Below are 22,235 nucleotides of genomic sequence, written 5' to 3' on the forward strand. Positions count from 1 at the left end.
CACCCCCTCGATGGGGGGTCAGGGACGGGCGTGGTCGATCGCCTCGTCCTCCTCCGGCGAGAGCTGCTGCTCGCAGCTCCAGCCGGCGATGCTCTTGGCGTAGGTGCGGGCCTCGCTGCGGCCGTGGATCGAGGTGAGGACCACGCCGTTGCCACCGTCGTCGAGGATCGCCACAGACCAGGACAGGTGGCCGCCCATGTCGCCGAAGGCGTCGTACCGGACGACGGCGAGGTGGCGGAGCGCGTCGCGGGTCTCGGCGCGGAGAGCGGCGACCTCCTGGCGCAGGCCGTGCACGTCCTCGGGCAGGGCGTCGGCACCGGACCCGCGGCGGCCGGCGCTGAGGCGGCGCAGGGCGATGACGGAGAAGATCAGCCCCACCAGGGCGACGACGAGGGCGGCAATGGCGAGGAAGGTCACCGGGAGAGCCTAGGAGCGGCATCCGGTCGGACCGCGCAGGCGCGCTCGCCACCCCTCGGTCGAGCACGGGATCGGGGGGTGCGGCCGTGGGAAACTGGCGCCGTGACCGCTGAGCAGACCCGCCGGATCGCCTACCAGGGCGAGCCCGGCGCCAACTCCCACATCGTGTGCAAGGAGCACTACCCCGCGATGGAGGCGCTCGCGTGCGCGTCGTTCGAGGACGTGTTCGCCGCGGTGGAGTCGGGTGAGGCGGACCTGGCGATGATCCCGATCGACAACTCGATCGCGGGCCGGGTGGCCGACATCCACCACTTCCTCCCGGACTCCGGGCTGCACATCGTCGCCGAGCACTTCCTGCGGATCCGGTTCAGCCTGATGGCCGTGCCGGGGACCTCGCTGGAGGAGATCAAGACCGTGCACAGCCACGTGCACGCGCTCGGGCAGTGCCGCAAGATCATCCGCGAGCACGGCCTGCGCCCGATCATCTCGGGCGACACCGCGGGCGCCGCCCGCGAGGTGGCCGAGGCCGGGGACCGCACGCAGGCGGCCATCTCGCCGCCGCTGGCCGCGGAGATCTACGGGCTGGAGGTGCTGGCCGACGACGTCGAGGACGAGGACCACAACACCACGCGCTTCGTGGTGCTCTCCCGGGAGTACGTCGAGGCGCGACCCGGCAACGGGCCGGTCGTCACGAGCTTCATCTTCAACGTGCGCAACCTGCCGGCCGCGCTCTACAAGGCGCTCGGCGGCTTCGCGACCAACGGCGTGAACATGACCAAGCTGGAGAGCTACATGGTCGGCGGGCACTTCACCGCGACGCAGTTCCTCGCCGAGGTCGACGGGCACCCCGAGGACGTCGGGGTGAGGAACGCGCTCGAGGAGCTGGCGTTCTTCACCACCGACGTGAAGATCCTCGGGGTCTACCCCGCGGACGACTTCCGGGCCTGAGCCCCGGGGCTCAGGACTCGGACGGGTTCTGCATCAGGTTGAACATCGCCCCCTGCGGGTCGGACAGCACGGCCATGCGGCCCACGCCCGGCACGTCGAACGCGGGGGCGACGACCTGGCCGCCGAGCGACTCGGCCTGGGCGACCGTCTCGTCGACGCTGGTGACGTTGAAGTAGACGTTCCAGTGCGGGGGGATCCCCTCCATCGGCGGCAGCATCGCGCCACCCACCGGACGGCCACCGGAGACCAGGGTCGTGTAGGAGCCACCGGGCATGTCCTGGGCCTGCCACTCGACGCCGAGCACGTCGGCGTAGAACTTCGTGGCGGTCTCGAGGTCGGGGGACACCAGCTCGTTCCAGATGGGGGTGCCGGGCTCGTTGGCGCGGATCGTCCCGATGGTGGCGCCGGCCTGCCAGAGGTTGACCCGGGCACCGGTCGGATCCTGGATGGAGGCCATCCGGCCGAGGTCCATCACGTCGAAGGGGCCGGCCTCGACCTTGCCGCCCGCATCGGCGACCTTGGCCGCGGTGGCGTCGACGTCGTCGACGGTCAGGTAGACGCCCCAGAAGGCGGGGTGCCCGGCGAGCTCGGGCATCTGGCCGCTGATGCCGGCGACCGAGTCGCCGTCCTTCTCGGCCGCGAGGTAGACGTTGCCCTGGTCGTCGAGCGGGACGTCCTGGACGTCCCAGCCGAACAGCGCACCGTAGAAGGCCTTCGCGGCCTGCTGGTCGGGGGTCATCAGCTCGACGTAGCTGGGCGTGCCCTGGGTGTAGGACTCGATCTTCGGCATGGGTGGTGCGCCTTCTTCCGTGTCTGCGGACGTGCATCCGGTCGGGTGGGTCTCGACCCCACCCATCAGCCAACACCCGCCCACCGACACTGGCAACGGCGCGCGGGTGAACAGGCAGGTAGGTTCTCTGCGTGGACCAGGACGACCCCCGTACCGCCGATCTCGGCTTCGCCCGCGTCGACGTCGACCGGGCCGCCCGCACGGGCGACCCCGAGGTCGTCTACGGCGCCGGCAAGACCCCCGACCAGGTCGTGGCGATCCTGTCGGCCCTCCACGAGAAGCACCCCGAGCGTGCCGTCCTCGCGACCCGGCTGTCCGACGAGTCCCTCGACGTCGTACGCCGCGCGCTCCCCGACGCGACGATCGACCTCGTGGCGCGCGCGGTCACCCTCGGCCCGCTCCCCGAGCCGCGCGGCACGGTCGCGGTCGTCGCCGCCGGCACCAGCGACGCCCCGGTCGCGGCCGAGGCCGCACTGACCATCCGCGTGCACGGCGCCGGCGTCGACCGCATCGACGACGTCGGTGTGGCCGGCCTGCACCGGCTGCTCGCCGTCCGGGACCGGCTCGCGACGGCCGACTGCCTCGTCGTCGTGGCCGGCATGGAGGGCGCCCTGCCCTCGGTGGTCGGCGGCCTGACCGGCGTCCCGCTCGTCGCGGTGCCGACCTCGGTCGGCTACGGCGCCTCCTTCGGCGGCATCGCCGCCCTGCTGGGGATGCTCAACTCGTGCGCGCCCGGGGTGACGGTCGTGAACATCGACAACGGCTACGGCGCCGGCGTCTTCGCCGCCCGCGTGGCCCGGCGTGCCGAGGTCCGCCCGTGACGATCTGGATCGACGCCTCGTCGGGCGCGAGCGGCGACATGCTCCTCGGCGCGCTCCTGGGCGCCGGGGTGCCGCTGGAGGTGCTGCAGGGCGCGGTCGACGCGATCGCCCCGGAGCCGGTGGCGCTGTCGGTCGAACAGGTGACCCGCAACGGCTTCGCCGCGACCCGCTGCCACGTCGAGATCGCCGACTCGGTCCACCACCGCTCGTGGCGCGACATCCGCGACCTGCTCGCCGCCGCTCCCCTCGACGAGGCCGTCCGCGACCTCGCCACCCGGACCTTCGAGCGGCTGGCGGTCGCCGAGGGCGCCGTCCACGGCTCCGACCCGCTCGACGTGCACTTCCACGAGGTGGGTGCGCTCGACGCGATCGCCGACGTGGTCGGGGTGTGCGCGGGCTTCGTCCACCTCGGGTCTCGGCAGGCTCGACCACCGGTTCAGGCTCGACCAGCGAGCGTGGTCGTCAGCCCCGTCGCGGTCGGGTCGGGCACGGTCCGCGGCGCCCACGGCTCGATGCCGGTCCCCCCGCCGGCGGTCGCCGAGCTGCTGCGCGGCGTGCCGTCGTACGCCGGACCGCCCGGTGCCCCGGCCATGGAGCTGTGCACGCCCACCGGCGCCGCGCTGCTCACCACGCTCGCGACCGGATGGGGTCCGCAGCCGCCGATGACGACCGAGGCCATCGGCATCGGTGCCGGCGGCCGGGACCCCGAGGGGCACGCCAACGTGCTGCGGTTGCTCGTCGGTCGGGGTTTCGAGACGCTCGCTGGCGCTCGCTCCTCAACCACCGACCTGCCGCCGCTGCTCATCGAGTCCAACATCGACGACCTCGACCCGCGGGTCTGGCCGGCGGTGATCGCGGCCCTCCTCGAGGCCGGTGCGTCCGACGCCTGGCTCACCCCGATCCTGATGAAGAAGGGCCGCCCGGCCCACACCCTCAGCGTCCTCGTCGCCGCCGCGAAGGCCGCCGAGGTCCGCGCCGCGATCTTCCGCAACACCTCGACCATCGGCCTGCGCGAGCAGCCGCTCGGCAAGCACGCCCTCGACCGCGAGATGGTCGCGGTCGAGGTCGACGGCCAGCGGATCGCCGTCAAGCTGGCCCGCCTCGGGGACGAGGTCGTCAACGCCCAGCCGGAGTACGACGACGTGGCCCGCGTGGCCGCCGCCCTCGGCCGCCCGGTCGTGGACGTGCTCGCCGACGCGGCCGCCGCCGCCCGCCCCTTCACCAAGCAAGGACACTGATGGACCTCGCCGTCATCGCCCTGACGTTCGCCGCGATCTTCGTCGTCGAGCTGCCGGACAAGACGTTCGTGGCGACCCTCGTGCTCGCCACGAAGTACCGCCCCCTCCTCGTCTGGATCGGGGTCGGCCTGGCCTTCACCGTGCAGACCGTCGTGGCCGTGGCGCTGGGCCACGCGGTGACCTTCCTGCCGCAGGACCTGGTCCGCGGGGTCGCCGCCGCGATCTTCCTCGCCGGTGCGGTGCTGCTCTTCCGCGAGGGGCGCAGCCACCACCTGGCCAGTGAGGACGAGGCGGAGTTCGCCGCGAAGGCGACCGCCGCCACCGGCTGGCGGGCCGTCCTGACCTGCTTCCTGATCCTCTTCGCCGCCGAGTGGGGCGACCTGTCCCAGCTGCTGACGATCTCGCTGGTCGCCAAGTACGACGACCCGGTCGGCGTCTTCATCGGCGCCCTGGGAGCCCTCCTGGTCGTCAGCGGGCTCGCCGCGATCTCCGGGCGCACCCTGATGCGCTTCGTGTCGCTGCACGCGCTGCACTACGTCGGGGCGGCGGTGTGCCTGCTGCTGGCCGGGATCACGACCTACGAGCTGCTGGCCTGATCCGTCTAGAGTTCGGCGCATGAGTCACCCCACGCACGGCGCCGACAGCGAGGTCGGGCGCCTCCGGACCGTCATGCTCCACCGCCCCGGCCCGGAGCTGAAGCGCCTGACGCCCCGCAACAACGACAAGCTGCTGTTCGACGGCATCCCGTGGGTCGCGCGCGCCCAGGAGGAGCACGACGCCTTCGCCGAGGCGCTCCGGGCCCGCGACGTCGAGGTGCTGTACCTGACCGACCTGCTCACCGAGACCCTGGCGAGCGAGGTGGCGCGCAACCACGCAATCACGACCGCCCTGGCCGGCCTGCACCTCGGCGACACGATGCGCACCTACCTCGCGCACGCCCTGCGCGACGCCTCGCCCGAGGAGCTCACCGGCTACCTCACCGCCGGCATCCGCAACGACGAGGTCCGCGGCGGCTTCGGCCTGGTCACCTCGCTGTTCGCCAGCGACGACTTCCTCATCGATCCGCTGCCCAACCTGCTCTTCACCCGCGACTCCAGCGTCTGGGTCCAGGACCGGGTCGCGATCACGTCGCTGGCCATGCCCGCACGGACCCGCGAGACCCAGCTGACCGAGCTCATCTACACCGAGCACCCCCGCTTCCAGGGCACCCGCAAGATCCACGGCTGGCACCACGAGCACGTCGAGGGCGGCGACGTGCTCCTGCTCGCCCCGGGCGTGATCGCCGTCGGCGTCGGGGAGCGTACGACGCCCGCCGGCGTCGAGCGCTTCGCCCGCCAGGTCTTCCACGCCGGCCTGGCCCACACCGTGCTCGCCGTGCCGATCGCGCAGGAGCGCGCGACGATGCACCTCGACACCGTCGCCACCATGGTCGACGTCGACAAGATCGTGATGTACCCCAACGTCGCCGACTCGCTGATGGCGCACGCCGTGACGATGACCAGCGACCACGAGGACGAGGGCCGGCTGGAGCTGCGCGTCGCCGAGGCCGAGCCGTTCCTGGTCGCGGCCGCCAAGGCGATGCAGATCGACACCCTCCACCAGATCGACACCGGTCTGGACCCCGTCACCGCCGAGCGCGAGCAGTGGGACGACGGCAACAACACCCTGGCGCTGGCGCCGCGGGTGGCCGTGGCCTACGAGCGCAACGACGAGACGAACGCCCGCCTGGAGGAGGCCGGGATCGAGGTCGTGCGGATCGCCGGCTCCGAGCTGGGCTCGGGCCGCGGCGGCCCGCGTTGCATGAGCTGCCCGATCTCGCGCGAGCCGCTGCCCGCCGGGTGAGCCCCGGGTGAGCCCCGGGTAAGCATCGTCACGCTGGACCTCCCCGGTCCCGTCCGCGAGGATGTGGCCCGGGGAGGACAACCACGCGAGAGGCACCACCATGGCTGAATCGTTCTTCGACACGTTCACACCGCAGGAGGTCGCGCGCATCAGCGCCGCCGGCACGGGGGTGAAGGTGCCCGAGGGCTGGTCCCCCATCTGGGAGGGCACCACGGCGGACAAGGCCTACATCATCCTGTCCGGCACCGTCTCCGTACGCCGCCACGGCGACGAGATCGCCCAGCTCGGCCCCGGCGACATCGTCGGCGAGGTCGCGATCGTCAACCACTCGCTCCGCACGGCGACCATCGTCGCCCTCACCCCGCTCGAGCTGATCCACCTCAGCGCCCAGACGGTGCGCGAGCTGTGCGGCGAGATCCCGGCCTTCGAGAAGGCCATCAGCTCCGCCACCGACGAGCGGCTCGCGAGCGACCACACGCGCGCGGCCGACTGAGACCCGGGTGGCAGACGGCGGGGACGAGCTCGGTGACAACCTCGAAGCCGTCGAGGGACTGCTGCTGGGCGAGGCGCCCAGCCTGACCCGGCTCGAGGTCGCCGAGCAGGCGGGCGTGCCGATGGAGGTCGCCGAGGCGTTGTGGCGCCAGCTCGGCTTCCCCCACGCGGCCGACGACGATGTCGCGTTCACCCCGGCGGACGTCGTCGCCCTCCGGCAGACACGCGACCTGATCGACCTCGGCATCCTCGGCCCCGACCGTCAGGCGGCCCTGGTCCGCACGTGGGGCCGCAGCTTCGCGCGGCTGGCCGAGTGGCAGACGCTGCTGCTCGCCGACGTCGCCCGGGAGGCCGGCGCCGAACCGGCCACCCAGCTGGAGGTGCTCTCCGAGCAGGTGCTGCCGCTGGTCGACCAGCTCCAGAGCTATGTCTGGCGACGCCACCTGGCCAGCGCCGGCAGCCGGATGCTGGCCGGGGAGTCCGCGGGCCAGGGGGTCTCCGAGCTGGCCGTCTGCTTCGCCGACATCGTCGGCTACACCTCGCGCAGCAAGTCCCTCGCCGAGGCCGAGCTGGTCGCCTGGCTCGAGCACTTCGAGGACGCGGCGACCGGCATCGTGGTCGACCACGGCGGCCGGATCATCAAGACGATCGGCGACGAGGTGCTCTTCGTGGCCGACGACGTCGCGGCGGCGGCCGAGATCGCGCTCGTCCTGACCGAGCTCGGTGCCGACGACTCCGACGACTTCCCGGCCGTCCGGGCCGGGATCGCCTTCGGACCGGTGACCAGCAGGCTCGGCGACGTCTACGGCCCGACGGTCAACATCGCGGCGCGGCTCACCTCGGTGGCCCGGCCCGACACGGTGCTGGTCGACAAGGGCGCCTACGCCGCGCTCACGGGCCTCGAGGAGGACCGGGCCGACGACGCGGCGACGCACGCGGACGCCGGGAGCTCGACGTACCGCTTCCGGCGGATGCGGCGGACCTCGGTGAAGGGCTACTCGCGGCTTCACTCGTGGGTGCTGCGCCGGCCCTGAGCCACGCACGGGGTGTGAGGAAATGTGAAAGCCCGGCCGTTGTCGACGGGGGACACAACAACGACCGGGCAACTACAAAACTACGGGACCCACCCGGGGACCACAACCTGCAGGTCCGACCAATCTGGCGTGATCCACGACAAAGTGGCCGTTCACCTGCCGGCCACCTGCCAGCCGGAGCCGCGCTAGCGGATCGTGACCTGCCGGTTGGCCAGGCCCGAGCGGGCGGCCCGCTGCTCGGCGGTCAGGTCGGAGGTGTCGGCCAGCGCCTCGGCGAGGTCGGCCGCGAACCGGGCTGCCGGCTCCTCGAGGACAGCCGCGCCGGTGCCGACCGGGAGGTCCCAGACGGGCGCGAGCAGGCCGTGGGCGCGGAACATCCCGACGAAGCGCGATCCCTCCGCGACGACGTCCTTGCCGGCGGCGTGCAGGCGGGCGAGGGCGTCGAGCAGCTCGTTCTCGGGCTCGGGCATCACCCAGCGCAGGTGCTCCTTGGAGCCGACGTTGGTCCAGTACGCCGCCTCGACGCTCGCGAGCCGCGCGGTCGGGGAGGCGGCGGTGTTGGCCTGCTCGAGCGCGGCCGCCATCGACTCCTTGTCGTCGACATCGGCGATCCAGTAGTCGAAGCCGTCGTGGACGGTCACGTCGAGGCTGTCGCCCTCGACGAGGTCCTGGAGGCGCGGGCCCTCGCCGGGGGCGTCGGTGAGGCCGACGATGCCGGGCTCGGACTCGAACGCCTTGAGCAGCACCGCGCCGAGGTCGCGGGCAGGGTCGCCGAAGTTGTGCTGGACCTGGAGGCCGAGCCAGATCTGCCCGCTGTCGCGGACCATCGCGGGCGCGGCCATCGGCAGCAGCGAGCAGAGCTGGACGGGTCGACCGTCGCCGACGCCGTCCTTCAGGGTGAGCGGTGCGGTCGCGGCCGGGACCAGCTCGCGCAGCGCGACGACGTCGCACTCGGACGGCAGGCCCTGGAACGGCCGGCCGACGAACACGTCCGGGGCACCGCCCGGCGCACCGTGGCACGCCTTGTAGCGCCGGCCCGACCCGCACGGGCAGGGCTGGCGGGGACCGACCTCGCCGGGGGTGGTCTCAGTGTCACGGGCCTTGGTGCGGGAGCGCTTCGCCATGCGGCGAAACCTATACGCCGAGCAGCTCCAGCATGTACGCCGGGCGGTCGGTGATGACCGCCTTGACCCCGAGGTCCTGGCACAGCGCGAGCTGCTCGGGGGTGTTCACGGTCCACACGTGCAGGTCGTGGCCGGCGGCGGCGATCCGGCGGCCGAGCTTCTTGTGCTCGGTGAGCTCCTCGATGCCGGGGCCCACGATCCAGTCGGGCCCGATGGCGCGGCGCAGCATCGGCCAGTGGTGGGCCTTCTCGACCAGCATCACCAGCGGCACGTCGGGCGCCATCCGCTCGACCCGCTGCAGCGCGGTGAACGAGAACGACATGACCCGGGCCGGCGAGCCGGGCCGGTCCCAGCCGAAGTGCTTGAGCATGTCGACGACCCGGCGCTCGACCAGCCCGCCGTAGCGGGTGGGGTGCTTGGTCTCGATCGCGATCTCGACGTGCCGGTCGTAGTCGGCCACCGTCTCGAGCAGCTTGCGCAGGGTGAGCACCTTGTCGAGGTCGGTGTCACGCTCCGGACGCTCCTCGTCGAGGTCGGCCCAGGGGTTCTTCCACGACGCGAAGTCGAGCTGGTCGAGGTCGGCGAGCTCCATCGTGGACACGAGACCCCGCGTGCTCGCCGTACGCCGCAGGTCGCGGTCGTGCACGCAGACGAGGTGGCCGTCGGCCGTCAGGCGTACGTCGCACTCGAGCGCCTCGGCACCCGCGTCGAGCGCGGCGATGTAGGCACCGAGGGTGTGCTCGGCGTTGTCGTGGCTGGCGCCGCGATGGGCGACGACCTGGGGTCGCACGGTGATGTCCCGGCGGTCAGGAACGGACGCGCTGCTCGACGAGGCCGACGAGGTTGCCCTCGGAGTCGCGGACGAAGGCCTGCCACTCGTCGGTGCCGGCCGGGCCGAGCGTGTCGTCCTCGTGGCCGAAGATGACGTGCGGCTCGCTCTCCACGGCCACCCCTGCCTCACGCAGCCGCCCGACCGTCGCGTCGATGTCGTCGACGGCCAGGTAGTGCAGCGCGCTCGGAGCTACCCGGTCGAGCAGCAGCCGGACCCCGCCGAGGTCGAAGAAGACCAGGCCCGGCGGGTCGTAGGTCGCGCGCGGCGACGTCCCGAGGAGGTCGGCGTAGAACGCGGTCGCGCGCTCGAGGTCCTCGGCGTGCTGGGCGATCTGGACGATGTTCATGGAGTCTCCCGTGACCGTGACCGTGGCGATGTCGGCAAACGGATGCTAGCGGGACGGGGCGCGACGTACGGTGCGCGAGTGAGCCTCGACCCGGTGACGCCGCAGCCGTCCGTGCACCTGCGCGAGGCGACCGCGCACGACGTCGGCTTCCTGACCGACGTGGTGCTGGTGGCGACCATCGCGCAGGGGCGGGTGCCCGAGGACTTCGACGAGCACGAGTTCCGCAGCGGCTTCGCGGCGTGGACCGCCGAGCAGGTGGGCGCGGTGCGGCCGGCCGACCTGGAGCACAGCACGACGTACGTCATCGAGATCGAGGGCGAGCGGGCCGGGAGGCTGCGGGTGGTGCGGGCGCCGGACCACCGCGAGCTCGCGGGGATCCAGCTCCTGCCGGCCCACCAGCAGCACGGCATCGGGACGCACCTGATCGAGCAGTTCCTCGTCGAGGCGCGGGCGGCGGGAGTCCCGGCGCGGATCAGCGTCGAGAAGGACAACCCGCGGGCGCGGGCGCTCTACGAGCGGCTGGGCTTCGCGAAGGTCGGCGAGACCGAGGCCGAGGTCCAGCTCGAGGCGCGCTGAGGTTGTCGCCTCAGGCGTGCTCGAGCAGGTAGCGCCCGAAGTGCGGCACGGTGAACGCGATCCGGCCGCGCTCGCCGGAGTAGATCAGCCCCTTCTTGAGCAGCGAGTCGCGCGCCGGGGAGAGCGACTGCGGCTTCTTGCCCAGCGCGGCCGCCACGTCGGCGGTCGGCACGCTCTGGATGTCGTCGAGCTCCTCCTCGCCCTTCTCGGCGATCGCGACGGCGGCGTCGGCCATGGCGTGGAGGTACTCCCGCTCGCCGGGCGTGGCGCGCTCGAACCGGCTGCCGAAGAACCCGACCGCCAGCTCCGCCTCGGCCTGCGGCGCGGCCACCGCGACGTCGTCGGCGGTGATCGGCGAGGAGGTGGCCAGGTCCCAGACGACCTTGCCATAGGCCTGGATGAAGTAGGGGTAGCCGCCGGTGGCGGCGTACATCGCGGTGAGGGCGTCGGCGGTGTAGGCGGCGTCCTCGTCCTCGGCGGGGGTGCTGAGCGCCCGGTCGGCGGCGTCGCGGGCCAGCCGGTCGATGCGTTGGTACTTGAAGAGCCGCTCGGAGTAGGACTTGCTGGCGCTGAGGACCGCCGGGAGGTGCGGCAGGCCGGCGCCGACCACGATCACCGGGAGACCGGACTGGCTGATCTCGTGGCAGGCCGCGCAGAGGGCCGAGACGTCGTCGGGCCCGAGGTCCTGCATCTCGTCGATGAAGATCGCCACGCCCTTGCCGACGTCGGCCGCGAGCCCGCCGAGGTCGGTGAGCAGCTCGACCAGGTCGATCTCGATGTCGCCGGAGTCGGCCCGGCCGCGGACGGCGGGCGCCTCGATGCCCGGGCTCCACTGGTCGCGCAGCTTGGCGTTGGCGCCCGCGTCGCGCTGGGCGAAGGAGCGGATCACTCCGAGGACGTGGTCGACGTCGTCGGCCTGGGGGTGGCCGAGCTCGCGCACGGCCTGGTGCAGGGCGCCGGACAGGGGGCGGCGCAGCCCCTGGTCGGGTCGCGCCTCGAGCTTGCCGGTGCCCCAGTGGCGTCGTACGGCGGCGCTGCGGAGCGCGTTGAGCAGGACGGTCTTGCCGACCCCACGCAGCCCGGTCAGGACCAGGCTGCGCTCCGGGCGGCCGCGGGAGACGCGCTCGAGGACGACCTCGAAGGCCGAGAGCTGCTCGTCACGGCCCGCCAGCTCCGGCGGGCGCTGTCCGGCGCCGGGGGCGTACGGGTTGCGGATCGGGTCCATGAAAGGCGTGCCTCCTTACCGGCGGACGTCGCGAGCGTCGTCCCCTGGAGTGCCTGGCAAGGCGGAGGAGGGAGGCGGGACGGAGTCCCGGCGACCGACGACAACGCAGTCCAGGTGCCCAGGGGGCGGCGCGCAGCAGAGCGCCGGGTGAGGAGTCACGCCTAAGACCGTATCCCGGACTCTACGGTCGACCTTAGATTGAGCTAGTGAGGGCGATCGTGTCGCGCCGAGCGTGGTCGGCCGTCAGGCGGTGCGGTGCGCGACGGGCTGGGTGAGCACCCGCTCGTACGCCGTGTCGAGCCCGGCCCGCAGCATGCTGATCAGCTCGGGCACCTCGTCGACGGCCAGCCGGAACGACCCGGCGCAGACGTTGTCGCGCCAGAGGGAGAGCACGACCAGACCTGACTCGTGGTGCCAGGAGACCCGCAGCGCGCGGTCGCCACCGCGGGCGTCGAGGAAGATCGAGCCCGCCTCCGGCAGCGGTCGTGCGGTGGCCATGTCCCCATCATCCCCCCGTGTCACAACGTTTGTCAGCAGTTCCGGGGCCCGCTCGTGATCGTTCAATTGCGCGGTTTGACACCTGTTCCGGCCGCGAACCGGTGCCATTCCCAGCAATTGAACGATCACGTGCACCGGCGACACCCACCTAGACTGGCGCCCGTGCCCGAGCTGCCCGAGGTGGAAGCCCTGGCCCTCGACCTGAAGGGCCGGCTCCAGGACCGCGCGATCGTCAAGGTCCACATCGCGGCGTTCAGCGCGCTCAAGACCTTCGACCCGCCGCTGTCCGCGCTCGAGGGGACGCTGGTCGACGACGTGACGCGGCACGGCAAGTTCCTCGACATCCACGCCTCGGGGCTGCACCTGTGCCTGCACCTCGCACGCGCCGGCTGGATCCGCTGGCGCGACGAGGTGCCCACGATCCCGCCCAAGCCGAGCACCAAGAACCCCCTCGCCGTCCGGATCGTCCTGGACAACGACGCCGGGCTCGACATCACCGAGGCCGGCACCAAGAAGAGCCTGGCGATGTACGTCGTCCGCGACCCCCTCGACGTGCCGGGCATTGCCAGTCTCGGCCCCGACCCGATGGTCGAGTCGTTCACGATCGACGTGCTGCGCGAGATCCTCCAGCGCGAGGGCCGCAAGCAGCTCAAGGGGGTGCTGCGCCACCAGGGCACCATCGCCGGCATCGGCAACGCCTACTCCGACGAGATCCTGCACGCGGCGCGCATGTCGCCGTACAAGCCGGCGGGCGGCCTCGACGACGGCGAGCTGGAGACCCTCTACGCCGCGATCCGGGACACCCTCGGCGCCGCCGTCGAGCGCTCGCGCGGGCTGCACGCCAGCGAGCTGAAGGGCGAGAAGAAGTCCAACCTCGCCGTGCACGGTCGGACTGGACAGGCCTGCCCGGTGTGCGGTGACATCGTGCGGGAGGTGTCGTTCGCCGACTCCAGCCTGCAGTACTGCCCGACCTGCCAGACCGGCGGCAAGCCCCTCGCGGACCGCCGGATGTCCAAGCTCCTCAAGTGATCGGGAGACCCATGCACCAGCAGATCCCCACCGTGACCGTCGACGGCGTCCCGGACCCGATCCCGGACGGCCTCGTGGTGCTCGACGTCCGCGAGCCCGTGGAGTGGCAGCACGGCCACATCGACGGGGCCGTGCACATCCCGCTGATGGACCTGCCGCAGCGGCTCACCGAGCTGCCGGAGGGCCAGACCCTGGTGGTGTGCCGGGTCGGCGGGCGGTCGGCCCAGGCGACCGGCTACCTCGTGCAGCAGGGCATCGACGCGGTCAACCTCGACGGCGGGATGGTCGAGTGGGCCGACGCCGGACGCTCGATGGTGAGCGAGTCCGGCGCCGACCCCCACGTGGTCTGACCGAGGGCCCTCAGGGGCTGGACGGCGACGAGGGCAGCGGCAGCGGGCACAGGTCGGTGGCCCAGGTGCCGAACGCCTCGGTGTCCTTCTGGTCCGAGCTGTTCAGCGCCCCGGTGAGCGCCTTGATCTCGTCCTGGGTGGCGTCGTCCTTGATCTTGGCGACCGTGTCGATGATCGCCTCGAAGCCCCGGCGCGCGTCGTCGGGGATGTCCTCCGGCGTCCCGGTCTCCTTCATCTTGGCGGCCCAGTCCTTGATCGCCTTGACGGTCTCGCTGTCCGAGGGCGCGGACGTGTTGTCCTTGAAGGCGTCGAAGAGGCTGTTGTACGCCGTGCAGAACTCGTCCTTGGACGCCGTCGCCGGTGCGTCGGAGGCCTTGTTGCCGCCACCGTCGCCGCAGGCGGTCAGCGAGGCGGCGAGGACCAGGGCGGAGGCCGCGAGCGCGACGCGCGATCGGACGGTCACTGCTGGCACGTCTTCGAGACGTAGTCGTCGAAGGCCTGCACCTGCGCCTGCTCGTCCTTGCTGAGGTCCTCGGCGAGGTTGGAGACGTCCTCGGTGCTGGCGTCGTCGGGCAGCTCGCCGATCTTCTGGACCTCCAGCTCGAAGCCCTTGCGCTCGTCGTCGGAGATGCCCTTCGGCGTGCCGGTGTCCTCGAGCTTGGTGCCGGCGTCCTTGAGGGCCTTGACGATGTCGGCGGGCTTGGCGTCGGCACCCAGCGCGGTGATGTCCTTGGCGATCGACTCGAAGTTGGCGCAGAACTCCTTCTCGGAGGCGTCCGAGGGGGCACCGCCGCTCCCACCGTCGCCGCAGCCGACGGCGGTGCCGGCCACGAGCACGAGGCTGGCGGCGATCAGGGCGTGCTTCATGGGGGGTCTCCTCAAGGTTGGTCCGTCAGTACGTCACCCTGCCCCATCCCGCGGCGTTCATGCACCGCCGGTCAGGCGAAAGCCTCGGCGGCCGGCACCGCGAGGGCAACGGGCAGACGTCGAAGGTACGCCGCCCGGGGCACCTCGATCACCCCCAGGGTCGCCAGGTGAGGCGTGCACCACTGCACGTCCAGGACCCGGTCGTCCGCATACCTGTCGCGCAGCCGCTCGACGAGGCCGACCAGGGCGACCTTCGAGGCGTCCCGCTCGCGGTGGAACATCGACTCCCCGGCGAAGAGCCCGCCGATCGCGACGCCGTAGAGGCCACCGACCAGCCGGTCGTCGCGCCAGGCCTCCACCGAGTGCGCCCAGCCGAGGTCGTGCAGCCGCGTGTAGGCGGCCCGGATGTCCTCGTCGATCCAGCCGGAGTCGCGCCGCGGGTCGGCGCAGGCGTCCAGGACCTCGGCGAAGGCCGTGTCGACGCGGATCTCGTGGTCACGGCAGGCACGGCGCAGCGACCGGGAGACGACCAGCCCGTCCAGCGGCAGCACGCCGCGGTGGACCGGCGAGAACCAGTACATCGGGTCGCCCGGCGTCCCGGAGGGCATCGGGAAGAGCCCGTGCCGGTAGGCCGCGAGCAGCGTGCCCGGGGCCAGGTCGGCGCCGATCGCCACCAGGTCGTCGAGGTCGTCGAAGGACGTGGGGTCGCCGAAGGACCAGGCGGACGGGGGCGGCTCGACGGGCACGCCGCCACGGTAGTGGTCGCCTCCGTAGGATCGCGGCATGAGCATCAAGGGCAGCCTCGGCAAGCAGGTGGCACCGCGCATCACCCAGGTGGCGCCGGGCCTGACCACGTCGTTCGTGCGGGAGGCCCTGCACCGGGCCATCCACGGCGGCGGGCCGTTCCCGCCGGCGGCGAAGGCGGCCGACAAGCAGCTCGCCGAGCAGCGCGGCAACGTCGACCGCGCGGTCCACGAGGTGATCGAGAACCACGTCCGCTACGCCGGCGCCCAGGGCTTCGTCACCAACATCGGCGGCCTGGTCACCGCCGCGGTCACGATCCCGGCCAACATCTCGGGGCTCGCCCTGGTGCAGTGCCGGATGATCGCCGGCATCGCGCACCTGCGCGGCTACGACCTCGACGACCCGCGCGTCCGCAACGCCGTCCTGACCTCGCTGCTCGGCGAGGACAAGGTCAACGCCCTGGTCAAGGCGCGCAAGCTGCCCGCACCGCCGATGGCGCTGGCCACCGCGCCCGCGCACGATCCCGACCTGGACCGGATCATCTCCGCCGAGGTCGCCTCCGACCTGATCACGAAGGTCGCCGGCAAGCGGCTCGCGATCACGGTCGGGCGCCGGGTGCCGGTCGTGGGCGGCCTGGTCGGCATGGGCGCCGACGGCTATGCGACCTGGCGGATCGGCCGCTACGCGGACAAGGAGCTCCTGCCGCGCGCGCGGCGGTAGACCTTCAGCAGCCCGCGGCCGGCCCGGCCGGTCTGGAGCCGGCGTACGAGCTTCTCGCGGAGGCGGTACGTCGGTCGCAGGTAGGAGCGCGACAGCGCGGCCCGGGTCTCGTCGAGCTCGCGCCCGAGGCGCTCCTCGGACTGCCGCAGCCGGGCGTTCTCCAGCAGCAGCGCCCGGACGGCGTCGACGGCGGCACCGGCGACCTGGCGCTCGTTGGGCTGGTCGGGGTCGGCGAAGCGGGTCGGCGGCTCGGGGCCGATGAGGTCCTGGAGGTCGCCGACCACGTCGTAGCCGCGCGCCTTGATCTCCTCGATCCAGGACGCACAGACCTCCTGCGCCCACGGGTGCACGTCGGGTGGCAGGGCCAGCCGCGGTGACGCCGTGCGCTGGGACAGCGTCTGGTGGGCGAGCAGCTCGCGCACGAGCGGGCGGTAGTCGGGCGGCTCGAGCACCCGGTTGACCGACCGGTTGATCCGGCGGAGCAGGGCGGTCTCGGGGACGCCCATCGAGGGGTTGGCACGCTCGGCCTCGAGGTCAAGGTCGAGCCCGTCGAGCCCGAAGGTGCCGGAGAAACGCCGCCACAGGAGGTCGCGCGGGCCGCCCGGCGGCGGGACCGTGACGAGGTGGATCCGCTCCGGCGGCAGGTCGTGGCCCCAGCGGTCCAGGATGTCCGGGACCTCCTGGACACCCCAGAACCAGTTGGCGATCCGGCTCTCGCGGGCCGGGTCCCGGATCTGGTCGAGGAAGCTGGCGTAGCTGATCGTGGAGCGGTGCTTGACGTTCTCCTGCCACTCCGCCGGGATCTGGCGGACCAGGTCCCGCACCGACAGCACGAGATGCACCTCGGTGCCGTCCCGGTGGCCCAGCGACTCCAGCGCCCGCCCGGCCTGGGCCCGCGAGGCGGTGGCCAGGATCTCGTGGCTGATGACGGCGGTGCCCTCCCAGCGGCGTACCTGCTCGGCGAGCCGCTCCCAGGCGCCGATCGCCTCGGTCTCCAGGCCGCCCCAGGGCAGCCGCATCAGGTCGAGGGCGGCGAGGAAGTGCGCGTCGAACCGGTCGGCGGGGTAGAGCAGGTCGGCCTCGCCGAGGGTCCGCTTGTTGCGGAAGAGCACGTCCTGGAGGTAGGACGTGCCGGTCTTGGGGGTGCCGACGTGCAGCAGGACCCGCTTGCTCACGCCGTCTCTCCCCCGTCTCGTTGCGGACCGCGCCCGTCGCGGTCACCCTCCAGCAGCAGCCGCAGCGCCAGCGCCAGGACGCCGGCGTCCGCGGGTGCGGTCACGCCCGGCCGGTCCCGGGGCAGCAACGCGTCCGGATCGCCGTGGACAGCGTAGCCAGCGCGGAGCAGCTGGGCCCGCATCCGCGTGGCGCGACGACGCAGCCACTCCGCGTGCTCCGGGGGCACGACGAGGGGCGGGCCGTCGTCGGCCGCGAGCCGCGGCCGCAGGGTGTCCCGCAGCAGGGCCGCGCGGCGGCTCGGCACGACGAGGAGGCCCAGGACGGCGGCGGTGCGGCGGGCCAGGTCGGTGGCGTCGGCGGACAGCTCCAGCGGCGCCGGGAGCGGCTTGCGGGTGCCGGTGAGACCCGGGAGCAGGGCCGGGTCGAGGACGACCTGCACGCGGGGCGTGCCGATCCGGTCGGACCAGCGCCGCGCGTGCGCCAGGACGTCGACGCGGGGCGGCAGGCCGGGCTGGTGGGTGACCGAGTCCAGCCAGTCGCCCCAGTCGGGGCCGCCCTCGGTGAGGCTGCGGTGGGTCCAGGCGTCCACGACCATCCGGTCGACGGAGCGGCCCACCACCAGGACGACGCAGCCGCGTCCGCCCGGCGGCCGGCCGCGGCGGATCAGTTCGGCGCGGACCGGGTCGGCCACCCACGGGTCTCCGACCAAGCGGTAGCGGGTGCGCCACGGACGCTGGAGCGTCCTGCGCGGGCGCGCCCGGGGCAGTCCGGCGGCGACCACGTCGTCGGCCAGGACGCTGGTGGCGACCCGGATCAGCTCGTCGTCGGGGAGGTCGGCCGGGTCGACCGGCGGCGGCCCGAACGCCGCGTGGTCGATGACGCCGACGAGCTCGAGGTCCGGCCGGCCGCGGCCGGGAGCGGACGCGTCGAGCACGCGCGCGGTCAGGTCCGCGCTCGGACGGCCCGCCTCGTTGAGCCGGCGCAGGAGCTCGAGCTGTTGGGCCCCGGGCAGGATCCGCCCGCGCGCCTCGCCCTCGACGGCCCAGTCCCGCCAGGCGGTGGTGCCGCCGGCACGGAGGTGAGTCACCCACGCCCAGGCACGGCGTACGCCGGGGGTGTCCTCGTGGGCCGCGCCGAGGCTCACGAGCCGCCCGGGGAGCGGAGCCGGCGGGCCTGGGCCCGGACCCGCTGCACCAGCTGGCGCTCGGGGTCGGGCCGGCTGGCGGCCTCGAAGGTCATCGCCGCGAGGGCGTCGATCGCGGCGTTGAGCTGCTTCTTGGCGCCGACCTTGTCGGGGTGCACGAAGACGTCGTCCTCGGCGGGGACGACCGGGCGCAGGTCCTCCAGGTCGCCGATGACGTCGACGCCGCTGGCCCGGACCCAGTCGATCCACTCCTCGGTGCGCTCCAGCACCCACGGGAAGCGCCGCGGCGGCAACCGGACCGCGGCGGAGTCCCGGTTGACCAACTGGTCCTGGGCCAGCATCTGGCGGATCAGGCCGTCGTACTCCGCCTCACGACGGGTGGCCCGCTCCATGCGGCGGTTGAGCTGGCGGATCACCTGCGTCTCGGCGATGCCGAGCGACCGGTTGGTGGCCGTGCTGTCCTGGGGCGCCCAGGCGGGGTCGATGCCGAAGGCCTCGCAGAACCGCAGCCACAGCTCGCCGCCGCTGCGCTGGGTGCTGCCCTTCTGGGGGACCGTGACGACGTGGATCCGCTCGGGCGGGATGCCGTCGCCCCACGTGCTGAGCACGTTGGGGATGTCGAAGGCGCGGAAGAACCACGCGTCGCCGCGCTCGATGCGGTTGAGGTAGCGGCGGTAGCTCCACTTGCGGCCCTGCTTGATGCTCTCCTGCCAGGCCGCGGGGATCTGGCGGGCGAGGTCGCGCACGGAGTAGACGATGTGGACCTCGCTGCCCCGCAGGTCGCGCATCGCGCGGGCGACCTTCTCGGGCGAGGCCGGGGCCAGGATCTCGTGGCTGATCACGACCGTGCCGCTGCGCTTGTTGACCCGCCGGATGAGCGCGTCCCAGCTGCCGCGGGCGTGGCCGGGGGCGCCGCCCCAGTCTTGGCCCAGCAGGTCGAGGGCCGCCCGGAAGTGGAAGAGGCCGGGGCTGACCAGCGGCGAGCGGGTCGGGAAGTGCACGCCGTGCTGGGCCAGCGACTTCGCGTTGAGCGAGAGCCGGTCCTGCAGATAGGTCGTGCCGGTCTTGGGAGCACCGATGTGCAGGTGGACGACCCGACTCATGGGGTGGATTCTGCCGTACGCCGCCTCACGCCGTGGCCAGGGCCCGCACCACCGCGGACGGGCTCGGCCGCCCGAGCTGGCCGGCCATCCACGCGCTGGTCGCGACGACCTTCTCGAGGTCGACGCCGTGCTCGATCCCGAGCCCGGTCAGCATCCACACGAGGTCCTCGGTCGCGAGGTTGCCGGTGGCGCTCTTGGCGTAGGGGCAGCCCCCGAGCCCGCCCGCGCTGGCGTCGAAGGTGGTGATCCCGGCCTGTAGCGCGGCGTACGTGTTGGTCAGGGCCTGCCCGTAGGTGTCGTGGAAGTGCATCGCCAGCTGGTCGGTGCCCATCCCCGCTGCCACGAACGCGTCGAGCAGGGCCGTCACGTGGCCGGCGGTGCCGACGCCGATCGTGTCGCCGAGGCTGAGCTGGCTGGCGCCGAGGTCGAAGAGCCGCTTGCCCACGCTGACGACCTGCTCGACCGGCACGCCGCCCTCCCAGGGGTCGCCGAAGCACATCGAGACATAGGCGCGTACGTCGAGACCGGCGGCCCGCGCGCGGGTGACGGTGGGCTCGAACATCGCGAACTGCTCGTCGAGGCTGCGGTTGAGGTTCTTCTGCGCGAAGGTCTCGGTGGCCGAGCCGAAGATCGCGATGTGCCTGCAGCCGAGCTCGAGGGCCCGGTCGAGGCCGCGGTCGTTGGGGACGAGGACCGGGAGGTCCTGGCCCTGCGCGCCCAGACGCGTCATCAGGTCGGCGGCGTCGGCGAGCTGGGGCACCCACTTCGGGTGCACGAAGCTGGTCGCCTCGACGATCGGGAGACCCGCGTCGAGGAGCCGCTCGATGAATGCGGCCTTCACCTCGGTGGGGACGAGCGCCTTCTCGTTCTGGAGCCCGTCGCGGGGGCCGACCTCGTAGATCGTGACCCGCTCGGGGAGCCCCGCGGCGGGGACGACGGTGGGGGTCCTCATGCGTCCTCCCCCGTGCCGTCCGCCTCGACGTGGAAGAGACGCGCTCCGAGGGCGACCTGGTCGCCGGTCGCGGCCTCGACGGCGGTGACGGTGCCGGCGAAGGGGGCCTTGAGGCTGAGCTCCATCTTCATCGCCTCCATCACGCCGAGGACGTCGCCCTCGGCGACGGCCTGGCCCTCGGTGACGCGGACGTCGAGGAGGGTGCCGGGCATCGGGGAGAGGATCGTGCCGTCGCCGAGGTCGGCGGCGTGGTCGCCGAAGACGTCGGGACGCTCGAAGACGTGGCGGTGGCCGCAGTGAGCGACCTCCACGACGTGCGGTTGCACGTTGACGACCGCGCGCTCGCGGCGGCCGTCGATGGTGAGCACCACGGTGTGCAGCTCGGCCAGCAGCTCGGTGACCTCGTGCACGGTCGTGCCGTCGTCGACGACGCCGCGGGCACGGTCGACGGTGACCGGCCGGTCCAGCTCGACGATCACCGGCGCGGACGGCCCCGCCGAGCGCCAGCCGTCGGCCTGGAACGGGTGCCCGGCGTCGGTCGCGACCAGCATGGCCTGCGTCCAGGCCGCGATCACCCGAGCCGTGTCGGCGGCGGGAGCGGGGACCTCGGCGGTGTCCAGCCAGGCGGTGTCGATGGTGGCGTCGCGGAACTCGTCGCTGGCCGCCAGCGCCCGGAGGAAGCCCAGGTTGGTGGTCAGCCCGAGGATCGCGGTGTCGTCGAGGGCGGCGACGAGGCCGCGGCGGGCGGCCTCGCGGTCGGCGCCGGTGACGATGATCTTGCCGAGCATCGGGTCGTAGGACGTGCTGACGACGCTGCCGCTCTCGAGGGCCGCGTCGACCCGGACCCCGGCGCTGCGCTGCCGGCCCGGCGCGTCGGCGTCGGGCCAGCGCACGATCGAGGCGGTGCCGGCCTGCGGCAGGAACCCGTGGAACGGGTCCTCGGCGTAGACCCGGGCCTCGATGCTGTGCCCGACCACCGACACGTCGTCCTGGGTGAACGGCAGCTCCTCGCCCGCGGCGACCGCGAGCTGGAGCCGGACCAGGTCGACGGGCGTCCCGGCCGTCCCGGTCGCCCGCTGGTGCGGAGTGGTGACGACCACGACCGACTCGGTGACGGGGTGCTCGACCTGGAGGCGGGTGTTCATCTCCAGGAAGTAGACCTCCCCGGTGTCGTCGTCGAGCAGGAACTCCACCGTGCCGGCGTTCTCGTAGCCGACGTGGGCGGCCAGCGCGACGGCGGACTCGGTCACCACGCGGCGTACGTCGTCGGTGATGGTGGGCGCCGGGGCCTCCTCGAGGACCTTCTGGTGGCGGCGCTGGGTCGAGCAGTCGCGCTCGAAGAGGTGCACGACGTTGCCGTGGGCGTCGGCGAGCACCTGGACCTCGATGTGCCGGCCGTGCTCGACGTACTTCTCGACCAGGATCGTGTCGTCGCCGAACGCCGACGCGGCCTCGCGCTTGGCCGCCGCGACGGCGTCCTCGAAGTCGGTCTCGGCCCGGACGATCCGCATGCCCTTGCCGCCGCCGCCGGCGGCAGCCTTGACCAGGACCGGGAACTGCATCGCGTCGCCCGCGTCGCCGGTCCCCCGAGGGACCACCGGGACGCCCGCGGCGACCGCGATCTCGCGCGCGGCGTCCTTGCGGCCCATCTGCTCCATGACGGTCGCGGAGGGGCCGACGAGCTTGATGCCGGCGTCCTCGACGGCCTGCGCGAAGGCGGCCCGCTCGGACAGGAAGCCGTAGCCGGGGTGGATCGCGTCGGCGCCGGACGTCTTGGCGGCGCGGACCACCTCGTCGATGTCGAGGTAGCTCTCGACGCGCACGGCGTCGTCGGCCTCGCGGACGTGCGGCGCGCTGCGGTCGAGCTCGGAGTAGATCGCGACGCTGCGCAGGCCCGCGGCCCGGCAGCCGCGGATGATGCGGAGCGCGATCTCGCCACGGTTGGCGATGAGGACGGAGTTCAACAT

The 22,235-nt window shown here is 72.9% G+C and carries 26 protein-coding genes; 11 read left to right on the forward strand and 15 right to left on the reverse strand.

All coding sequences use genetic code 11. From position 1 onward, the window contains the following. Positions 1 to 18: 18 nt before the first annotated feature. On the reverse strand, positions 19 to 417 hold the full coding sequence (locus FB382_RS19115; RefSeq protein WP_182541240.1) for a DUF4446 family protein: 399 nt from the start codon (positions 415 to 417) through the stop codon (positions 19 to 21). Between the two features lie 102 nt (positions 418 to 519). Here FB382_RS19115 and FB382_RS19120 point away from each other — a divergent pair, with 102 nt between their 5' ends. Next, the gene (locus FB382_RS19120) at positions 520 to 1,365 is read left to right on the forward strand and encodes a prephenate dehydratase (RefSeq protein ID WP_182541241.1); all 846 of its coding nucleotides are present in this window, start codon (positions 520 to 522) and stop codon (positions 1,363 to 1,365) included. 10 nt (positions 1,366 to 1,375) lie between these two features. Here FB382_RS19120 and FB382_RS19125 read toward each other — a convergent pair whose 3' ends face one another. Continuing rightward, a complete protein-coding gene (locus FB382_RS19125) occupies positions 1,376 to 2,155 on the reverse strand; it encodes a VOC family protein (RefSeq protein ID WP_182541242.1) in 780 nt (259 codons plus the stop codon). Positions 2,156 to 2,286: 131 nt separating this feature from the next. On the opposite strand from FB382_RS19125, the gene larB reads away from it, so the two are divergent. The 6 genes from larB (at position 2,287) to FB382_RS19155 (ending at position 7,582) form a co-directional block, all read left to right on the forward strand. Then, positions 2,287 to 2,976 carry a nickel pincer cofactor biosynthesis protein LarB gene (gene larB / locus FB382_RS19130; protein WP_125036958.1) on the forward strand — a complete coding sequence of 230 codons (690 nt, stop codon included), beginning with the start codon at positions 2,287 to 2,289 and terminating at the stop codon, positions 2,974 to 2,976. Further along, complete coding sequence (gene larC / locus FB382_RS19135) at positions 2,973 to 4,214, forward strand: nickel pincer cofactor biosynthesis protein LarC (RefSeq protein ID WP_182541243.1); 1,242 nt, start codon at positions 2,973 to 2,975, stop codon at positions 4,212 to 4,214. The genes larB and larC overlap by 4 nt, the downstream gene beginning before the upstream one ends. Further along, a complete protein-coding gene (locus FB382_RS19140; RefSeq protein WP_125036960.1) occupies positions 4,214 to 4,810 on the forward strand; it encodes a TMEM165/GDT1 family protein in 597 nt (198 codons plus the stop codon). Before larC ends, FB382_RS19140 begins: the two co-directional genes overlap by 1 nt. A 19-nt stretch (positions 4,811 to 4,829) precedes the next feature. Continuing rightward, positions 4,830 to 6,056 (forward strand): arginine deiminase, encoded by a 1,227-nt coding sequence (locus tag FB382_RS19145; RefSeq protein WP_182541244.1) that lies wholly within the window; start codon positions 4,830 to 4,832, stop codon positions 6,054 to 6,056. 100 nt (positions 6,057 to 6,156) lie between these two features. Further along, positions 6,157 to 6,549, forward strand: coding sequence for a Crp/Fnr family transcriptional regulator (locus FB382_RS19150; protein WP_182541245.1), 393 nt, complete (start codon positions 6,157 to 6,159; stop codon positions 6,547 to 6,549). 7 nt (positions 6,550 to 6,556) lie between these two features. Next, positions 6,557 to 7,582 carry an adenylate/guanylate cyclase domain-containing protein gene (locus FB382_RS19155; RefSeq protein WP_182541246.1) on the forward strand — a complete coding sequence of 342 codons (1,026 nt, stop codon included), beginning with the start codon at positions 6,557 to 6,559 and terminating at the stop codon, positions 7,580 to 7,582. 185 nt (positions 7,583 to 7,767) lie between these two features. Here FB382_RS19155 and FB382_RS19160 read toward each other — a convergent pair whose 3' ends face one another. From FB382_RS19160 to FB382_RS19170, 3 genes are read right to left on the reverse strand one after another with little or no spacing between them, the layout of a single operon-like run. After that, a complete protein-coding gene (locus FB382_RS19160; protein ID WP_182541247.1) occupies positions 7,768 to 8,706 on the reverse strand; it encodes a DUF5926 family protein in 939 nt (312 codons plus the stop codon). 10 nt (positions 8,707 to 8,716) lie between these two features. After that, the gene (locus FB382_RS19165; protein ID WP_125036964.1) at positions 8,717 to 9,496 is read right to left on the reverse strand and encodes a glycerophosphodiester phosphodiesterase; all 780 of its coding nucleotides are present in this window, start codon (positions 9,494 to 9,496) and stop codon (positions 8,717 to 8,719) included. A 16-nt stretch (positions 9,497 to 9,512) separates the two neighbouring features. Then, positions 9,513 to 9,884 carry a VOC family protein gene (locus tag FB382_RS19170; protein WP_182541248.1) on the reverse strand — a complete coding sequence of 124 codons (372 nt, stop codon included), beginning with the start codon at positions 9,882 to 9,884 and terminating at the stop codon, positions 9,513 to 9,515. 78 nt (positions 9,885 to 9,962) lie between these two features. Between FB382_RS19170 and FB382_RS19175 the strand changes: the two genes are divergently transcribed. Further along, positions 9,963 to 10,460: a GNAT family N-acetyltransferase gene (locus FB382_RS19175; RefSeq protein ID WP_182541249.1), complete on the forward strand. Its 498-nt coding sequence runs from the start codon at positions 9,963 to 9,965 to the stop codon at positions 10,458 to 10,460. Positions 10,461 to 10,470: 10 nt separating this feature from the next. On the opposite strand, the gene FB382_RS19180 is transcribed toward FB382_RS19175, so the two are convergent. Further along, positions 10,471 to 11,685, reverse strand: a complete 1,215-nt coding sequence (locus FB382_RS19180) for an ATP-binding protein (protein WP_182541250.1) — start codon at positions 11,683 to 11,685, stop codon at positions 10,471 to 10,473. 243 nt (positions 11,686 to 11,928) lie between these two features. After that, on the reverse strand, positions 11,929 to 12,183 hold the full coding sequence (locus FB382_RS19185; protein WP_125036968.1) for a hypothetical protein: 255 nt from the start codon (positions 12,181 to 12,183) through the stop codon (positions 11,929 to 11,931). Positions 12,184 to 12,345: 162 nt separating this feature from the next. Between FB382_RS19185 and FB382_RS19190 the strand changes: the two genes are divergently transcribed. Further along, entirely contained in the window at positions 12,346 to 13,212 is an 867-nt protein-coding gene (locus FB382_RS19190; protein WP_182541251.1) for a DNA-formamidopyrimidine glycosylase family protein, read from the forward strand. After that, positions 13,209 to 13,562 carry a rhodanese-like domain-containing protein gene (locus tag FB382_RS19195; protein WP_343055666.1) on the forward strand — a complete coding sequence of 118 codons (354 nt, stop codon included), beginning with the start codon at positions 13,209 to 13,211 and terminating at the stop codon, positions 13,560 to 13,562. Before FB382_RS19190 ends, FB382_RS19195 begins: the two co-directional genes overlap by 4 nt. A 10-nt stretch (positions 13,563 to 13,572) precedes the next feature. Here the strand turns inward: FB382_RS19195 and FB382_RS19200 are convergent, their stop codons facing one another. From FB382_RS19200 to aat, 3 genes are all read right to left on the reverse strand, one after another. Continuing rightward, complete coding sequence (locus FB382_RS19200) at positions 13,573 to 14,025, reverse strand: hypothetical protein (protein ID WP_182541252.1); 453 nt, start codon at positions 14,023 to 14,025, stop codon at positions 13,573 to 13,575. Next, positions 14,022 to 14,429 carry a hypothetical protein gene (locus FB382_RS19205; protein ID WP_182541253.1) on the reverse strand — a complete coding sequence of 136 codons (408 nt, stop codon included), beginning with the start codon at positions 14,427 to 14,429 and terminating at the stop codon, positions 14,022 to 14,024. Before FB382_RS19205 ends, FB382_RS19200 begins: the two co-directional genes overlap by 4 nt. Before the next feature lie 71 nt (positions 14,430 to 14,500). Continuing rightward, a complete protein-coding gene (aat, locus tag FB382_RS19210; RefSeq protein WP_343055667.1) occupies positions 14,501 to 15,175 on the reverse strand; it encodes a leucyl/phenylalanyl-tRNA--protein transferase in 675 nt (224 codons plus the stop codon). Positions 15,176 to 15,212: 37 nt separating this feature from the next. Between aat and FB382_RS19215 the strand changes: the two genes are divergently transcribed. Then, positions 15,213 to 15,893: an EcsC family protein gene (locus FB382_RS19215; RefSeq protein WP_125036972.1), complete on the forward strand. Its 681-nt coding sequence runs from the start codon at positions 15,213 to 15,215 to the stop codon at positions 15,891 to 15,893. On the opposite strand, the gene FB382_RS19220 is transcribed toward FB382_RS19215, so the two are convergent. From FB382_RS19220 to FB382_RS19240, 5 genes are read right to left on the reverse strand one after another with little or no spacing between them, the layout of a single operon-like run. Continuing rightward, positions 15,854 to 17,068 carry a hypothetical protein gene (locus FB382_RS19220; protein ID WP_125036973.1) on the reverse strand — a complete coding sequence of 405 codons (1,215 nt, stop codon included), beginning with the start codon at positions 17,066 to 17,068 and terminating at the stop codon, positions 15,854 to 15,856. The genes FB382_RS19215 and FB382_RS19220 overlap by 40 nt on opposite strands. Then, complete coding sequence (locus FB382_RS19225) at positions 17,065 to 18,213, reverse strand: hypothetical protein (RefSeq protein ID WP_182541254.1); 1,149 nt, start codon at positions 18,211 to 18,213, stop codon at positions 17,065 to 17,067. The genes FB382_RS19220 and FB382_RS19225 overlap by 4 nt, the downstream gene beginning before the upstream one ends. Next, positions 18,210 to 19,316: a hypothetical protein gene (locus FB382_RS19230; RefSeq protein WP_182541255.1), complete on the reverse strand. Its 1,107-nt coding sequence runs from the start codon at positions 19,314 to 19,316 to the stop codon at positions 18,210 to 18,212. Before FB382_RS19230 ends, FB382_RS19225 begins: the two co-directional genes overlap by 4 nt. A 25-nt stretch (positions 19,317 to 19,341) precedes the next feature. Then, positions 19,342 to 20,268 (reverse strand): hydroxymethylglutaryl-CoA lyase, encoded by a 927-nt coding sequence (locus tag FB382_RS19235; RefSeq protein ID WP_182541256.1) that lies wholly within the window; start codon positions 20,266 to 20,268, stop codon positions 19,342 to 19,344. Beyond that, positions 20,265 to 22,235, reverse strand: coding sequence for an acetyl/propionyl/methylcrotonyl-CoA carboxylase subunit alpha (locus FB382_RS19240; RefSeq protein ID WP_182541257.1), 1,971 nt, complete (start codon positions 22,233 to 22,235; stop codon positions 20,265 to 20,267). The genes FB382_RS19235 and FB382_RS19240 overlap by 4 nt, the downstream gene beginning before the upstream one ends.

It is taken from the genome of Nocardioides ginsengisegetis (assembly GCF_014138045.1).
GTDB classification, from domain to species: Bacteria; Actinomycetota; Actinomycetes; order Propionibacteriales; family Nocardioidaceae; genus Nocardioides; species Nocardioides ginsengisegetis.